General features: G+C 68.4%; 4 protein-coding genes. 2 read left to right on the forward strand and 2 right to left on the reverse strand.

Features of this window, described 5'->3' with window-relative positions; all coding sequences use genetic code 11:
- Positions 1-15: 15 nt before the first annotated feature.
- Entirely contained in the window at positions 16-2,334 is a 2,319-nt protein-coding gene (gene ybiO / locus QLQ86_RS01415; protein WP_407650023.1) for a mechanosensitive channel protein, read from the reverse strand.
- 305 nt (positions 2,335-2,639) lie between these two features.
- Between ybiO and QLQ86_RS01420 the strand changes: the two genes are divergently transcribed.
- Together QLQ86_RS01420 and QLQ86_RS01425 are read left to right on the forward strand one after the other, a co-directional pair.
- Positions 2,640-3,029, forward strand: coding sequence for a fluoride efflux transporter FluC (locus QLQ86_RS01420; protein ID WP_282815681.1), 390 nt, complete (start codon positions 2,640-2,642; stop codon positions 3,027-3,029).
- Complete coding sequence (locus tag QLQ86_RS01425) at positions 3,026-3,418, forward strand: fluoride efflux transporter FluC (RefSeq protein ID WP_282815682.1); 393 nt, start codon at positions 3,026-3,028, stop codon at positions 3,416-3,418. Before QLQ86_RS01420 ends, QLQ86_RS01425 begins: the two co-directional genes overlap by 4 nt.
- A 6-nt stretch (positions 3,419-3,424) precedes the next feature.
- On the opposite strand, the gene pgi is transcribed toward QLQ86_RS01425, so the two are convergent.
- Entirely contained in the window at positions 3,425-5,062 is a 1,638-nt protein-coding gene (pgi, locus tag QLQ86_RS01430; RefSeq protein ID WP_282815683.1) for a glucose-6-phosphate isomerase, read from the reverse strand.
- Between the last annotated feature and the right edge of the window lie 2 nt (positions 5,063-5,064).

Consider the following 5,064-nt stretch of genomic DNA (forward strand, 5'->3'; position numbering starts at 1 on the left):
AGATTCGCCCGGATGTCAGGGCTCCTCGATGTCGTCCCCCGAGGGATTGCGGTGGTCGGGGTCGGCGATCTCCTGGATGCCCCGCTCGGGATCCTCCTGGTGGGGCGCGACCCCCTTGCGTTGCCGAGCCGTGGACTCCAGCACCCGAACGTTGGCGGCCGGTGAACGGCCCGCCTTGTCCTCGCCGAAGTAGAGCGTGGTGTGCGGGAAGGGAATCTCGATGCCGGCCTCGTCGAAGCGCAGCTTGACCAGGCGGTTGTAGGCGCGACCCACGGCCCACTGGTCGCCGGGCGTGGTCTTGATGACCACCCGGATGTTCACCGAGCTGTCGGCCAGCGCCACGACGCCGGCCACGGTGAGCGGCTCCAGCAGCTTGTGGCCGTGCTCCTCGCTGGCCCTGAGGTCCTCGAAGGCCAGCTTGAGCTGGTCGATGGCCTCGTCGATGCTCTCGCGGTAGGCGATGCCGTACTCGCCGACATGGTTACCGAACTCGCGCATGTAGTTGGAGACGGTGTCCACGCTGGAGAAGGGCACGATGTGGTAGGTGCCGGAGAGGTCACGGATGCCCACCGAGCGGATGCTGAGCTTCTCGGCGGTGCCGGTGACGCCGCCCACCGTGACCACGTCGCCGGTGTTCATGGCGTTCTCCACCTGGATGAAGATGCCGGTGATGATGTCCTGCACCAGCTTCTGGGCGCCAAAGCCGATGGCCAGGCCCAGCACGCCGGCACCGGCGATCAGCGGGCCGATGTTGATGCCGATCTCGGCCAGCACGATCATCGCGGTCATGGTGATCAGGGCGATGGCCAGGGCATTGCGGAACAGGGCCAGCAGGGTCTGGGCCCGGGCCGAGGGCACGCCGCCGCCGGTCTCCGGGTTGAGCTTGTGCTCGATCAGGCTGGCCAGGCCCAGCCAGGCGGCCACGGCGATCACCAGGATCACCGACACGCTGACCACCTTGCCGACCAGGCCGCGGCCGGCCTCGGAGGCGTACCAGGCCGCCAGGTCGAAGGCGCCCCAGGCGTTCAGCACCACCAGGAACACCGTGATCAGGATCAGGGTGCGGATCACCCGCAGGGCATTGGGCACGTAGCTGTTGAGCCGTGGCTCGAGCAGGGGCAGCTTGCGGCGCAGGTCGTCGCCCAGGCGGATGCGCCGGCCGATGGTCTGGGTCAGCAGGCTCGAGACCAGCAGGCCCGCCACCACCGCGGCGATGGTCTTGAGGGTGGCGAAGAGCACGAAGGGCAGGGCGTCCGCCGGCCGGGTCAGCACCAGCACCAGCACCATCACGAAGTAGGCCAGGGCGAACAGATGCCAGGTGCGGGCGAACAGCTGCAGCGAGACCCGGCTGGCCGCCATGGTGGCGTTGTCGGCCTTGTGGTTGAGGGCGTCGCGCAGGCGAACCCGATTGCGCAGCACCACGGCGACCGCATAGATGAAGGCACCGACCATGATCAGGGTGCCGATGCTCTGGCCCAGGGTCGGCGACAGGTAGGCGTTGACCAGCGGCACCACCACCATCAGGCCATAGCCCACCAGCCCGATCAGGCGGGCGATCCAGCTATTCCAGTAGGAGGCGTCCTCGGCCCCCACCGGCAGCAGGCGCAACCCCTCGTAGCGCGACGAGAAGAGCATGCGCACGGCCGCCTTGAGCAGCTCGATCACCAGGAAGGCGTTGAGGAACAGCGAGGCACGGGTGGAGAGCTCGCCGGTCTCGCCCACCGCGAAGGTGGCGACCAGATTGCCCCCCACATAGGCCAGGGCCACCACCGCCACGTCGATCACCGCCGCCAGGGCCACGCAGAGTACCAGTCGCAGAACCGGGGTCAGCCCCTGGCCGTTGAGCGACCATTGGCTGATGCGCGTGAACAGCGGCCGGGCGAGGCGACGGATGGCCACGAACAGCACGAAGGTCGCCAGTATCACCAGACCCAGGTTGATGGCGGCGCTGGTGAAGGCGGCCGTGTCGAAGCTGCTGGTCGCATCGGCACTGCCGGTGAACAGACCGCCGAGCACCTCCGCCAGGCTGGTGAACTGGCTACCGACATCGCCGACGATGCGGCTGGTGGCCTCGGCCAGCTGCCTGGGCAGCGAGGGCTCGGCGCCAGCGGCGCTCTCCTCGGCACCCGCCGATTCGGAGGCGGCGACGTCACCGGCCATGCCGCGCAGCTGGTCGATCAGCTGCTGGCGTGACTGCTCGTTCTCGAGCAGGTCGGCCAGGGTGGAGTAGGCCGGCGGCTCGCTGCCGGTGTCGGCCTGCTGGGCCTGGGCCGGGGCGGCGAGTGCCACCAGGGCAATCAGCAGCCAGCCGAGGATGGCAGGAAGGGCTCGCATTGGGTTCACGCTGTGACCTCCGTCTCTATGGCGTGTTGGCGATGTGGTGTCAGGGTTGCGCTCAGTTATCAGCATGATACGGACTTTGTCCCGGGGTCACGACCCGGACGTTGTCATCACATGCTCATGTACATAAATTGTACATCATGGCAATCTTGTGCCAAGATTGTTCTCGGCAGCGACCCGAGGGTCACTGCCCCCTGCAAGGCAAGCATGCGATACTCTTGGCCACCCTCACCGGGTGGCTTTTTTTTGGCGCCTTGTCGTCACCATCCGGGACCTTTCTTGCAACGCTTGGGGAGTGGATGAGCATCGACCCGTTGGTGCTGCTGGCCGTGGCCGGTGGCGGGGGGCTGGGCGGCATGGTGCGCCTGGCGGTAGGCAACCTCGTGGCCCGTTACCTGGGGGTCGGCTTTCCCTGGGGGACCCTGGTGGTCAACCTGAGCGGCGCCCTGCTGATGGGCCTCGCGGCCGGTGGGCTGGGCCTGCCTGGCCCCGGGGCGGGGCCGGCCTGGTCGCTGCTGGCCATCGGCCTGCTGGGGGGCTACACCACCGTCTCCTCCTTCAGCCTGCAGACCCTGACGCTCTGCCAGCAGCGGCGCGAGGCCGCGGCCCTGGGCTACGTCGCCCTGACCCTGGGGACCGGGGTCACCGCCCTGCTGGCCGGGGCCTGGCTGGCGGGGGGCCTGCCATGATCGCCTGGCGTGCCTATGCTGCCGTGGGGCTGGGCAGCGCCATGGGATCCACGCTGCGCTACCTGGTCTCGCTGGCGCTGGCGGGACCGGCCTTCCCCTGGGCCACCCTGGTGGTGAACGGCCTCGGTTCCTGGCTGATCGTCGGCTTCGCCGCCTATGCCGCCCGCCGCACCCACGGCCGGGTCGCGCGCTGGCAGCCCTTCCTGGTGGGCGGCTTCTGCGGCGGCTTCACCACCTTCTCGCTATTTGGCCTGGAGACCCTCAACCTGATGCATCAGGGCCGCCATATGGCGGCCCTGAGCTATGTGGCGGTCAGTCTCGTGGTCTGGCTGGGCGCCGCCTGGGCGGGGTATCGCGCCGGGCAGCGGCTGGCGCTCGCCCGGGGGTGAGGGCCCTCAGCCCTGGGTCTTGCCCTTCCTGCCGCCCTTGGCAGCCGGTTCGCCGCCCGACGCGAAGTGTCCGCGCACCAGCGCCAGCAGGCCCTGGGTGGAGGCATCGAAGTCCTGGCTGTGGGCGTCGATGCGCTCGCTGATCTCGCCGGCGATGCGCTTGCCCAGCTGCACCCCCCACTGGTCGAAGGAGTTGATGTTCCAGATCACCCCCTGGACGAACACCTTGTGCTCGTAGAGCGCGATCAACGCGCCGAGGTTCTTCGGCGTCAGCTCGTCGAGCAGCAGCACGCTGGAGGGGCGGTTGCCCGGGCAGCTGTAGGGGTCGAGCCGGCTGCCGGTCTGGCTGCCCTCCATGAAGGCGTTGGCCTGGGCCAGCATGTTGGTGAGCAGCGCGAAGTGGTGCTCCTCCATGCCCGGCTCGGGCCTGAGCGAGGCGATGAAGTCGATGGGCACGTAGCGGGTGCCCTGGTGGAGCAGCTGGAAGAAGGCGTGCTGGCCGTTGGAACCGGTCTGGCCCCAGACGATGGGCCCGGTCTTGTAGTCCACCGGGTGGCCGAAGATGTCCACCGACTTGCCGTTGGACTCCATGTCGAGCTGCTGCAGGAAGGCCGGCAGCTGATGCAGCGCCTGGTCGTAGGGCACGATGGCCTGGGTCTCGGCGCCCTGGAAGTTGATGTGCCAGATGCCGATCAGCGCCATCAGCACCGGCATGTTCTCGGCGAAGGGCGCGGACAGGAAGTGCTGGTCCATCTCATAGGCGCCCTCGAGCAGCTCCATGAACCCTTCGAAGCCGATGGAGAGTGCGATGGGCAGGCCGATGGAGGACCACATCGAGTAGCGCCCGCCGACCCAGGCCCAGAACTCGAAGACGTTCTCCTCGCGGATGCCGAAGGCCATGGCCGCCGCCTTGTTGGTCGAGGCGGCGATGAAGTGCGCCCCCACGTCGGCCTCCGGGCCGGCGTTGTCCAGGAACCAGCGGCGCGCGGTATGGGCGTTGAGCAGCGTCTCCTGGGTGGAGAAGGTCTTGGTGGAGACGATGAACAGGGTGGTGGCCGGGTCGAGGCGGCTGAGCACCTTCTGGATATGGGCGCCGTCGACGTTGGAGACGAAGTGGAAGCCGAGCCCCGGGTGGCGGTGCTTGAGCAGCGCCCGGCAGGCCATGTTAGGGCCGAGGTCCGAGCCGCCGATGCCGATGTTGACCACGTCCTTGATGCGCTGGCCGTCGTACCCCGTCCACTCGCCGCTGCGCACCGCCTCGGAGAAGGCGCGGATCTGCTCGCGGGTGCGCTGGATCTCCGGCATCACGTCCTGGCCGTCGACCTTGAGCGGTCCCTCACCGAGATTGCGCAGGGCCGTATGGAGGACGGGCCGGTCCTCGGTGACGTTGATGATGTCGCCGGAGAACATCTGGGCGCGGCGCTGGACCAGCGCCGAGTGCTCGGCGAGCTCGATCAGCGTGGCCAGCACCGCGTCGGAGACGGGCTGCTTGGAGTAGTCGAGGAAGAGCCCGCCGACGCGCAGGCTCATCTTCTCGAAGCGCTGGGGGTCGGCGGCGAAGTAGTCGCGGATGCGGTCGTTGGCGGTCTGCTGCTGCAGGCCCTGGAGGGCCTGCCAGGTGACGCTGCGGGTGAGCTGGAACATGG

It is taken from the genome of Halomonas rhizosphaerae, from assembly GCF_030012485.1.
GTDB lineage: Bacteria > Pseudomonadota > Gammaproteobacteria > Pseudomonadales > Halomonadaceae > Halomonas > Halomonas rhizosphaerae.

Excerpts from the sequence above, each read along its gene's own strand:
- ybiO (WP_407650023.1), bottom strand. The coding sequence starts at position 2,334 with ATGCGAGCCCTTCCTGCCATCCTCGGCTGGCTGCTGATTGCCCTGGTG.
- QLQ86_RS01420 (WP_282815681.1), top strand. The coding sequence starts at position 2,640 with ATGAGCATCGACCCGTTGGTGCTGCTGGCCGTGGCCGGTGGCGGGGGG.
- QLQ86_RS01425 (WP_282815682.1), top strand. The coding sequence starts at position 3,026 with ATGATCGCCTGGCGTGCCTATGCTGCCGTGGGGCTGGGCAGCGCCATG.
- pgi (WP_282815683.1), bottom strand. The coding sequence starts at position 5,062 with ATGTTCCAGCTCACCCGCAGCGTCACCTGGCAGGCCCTCCAGGGCCTG.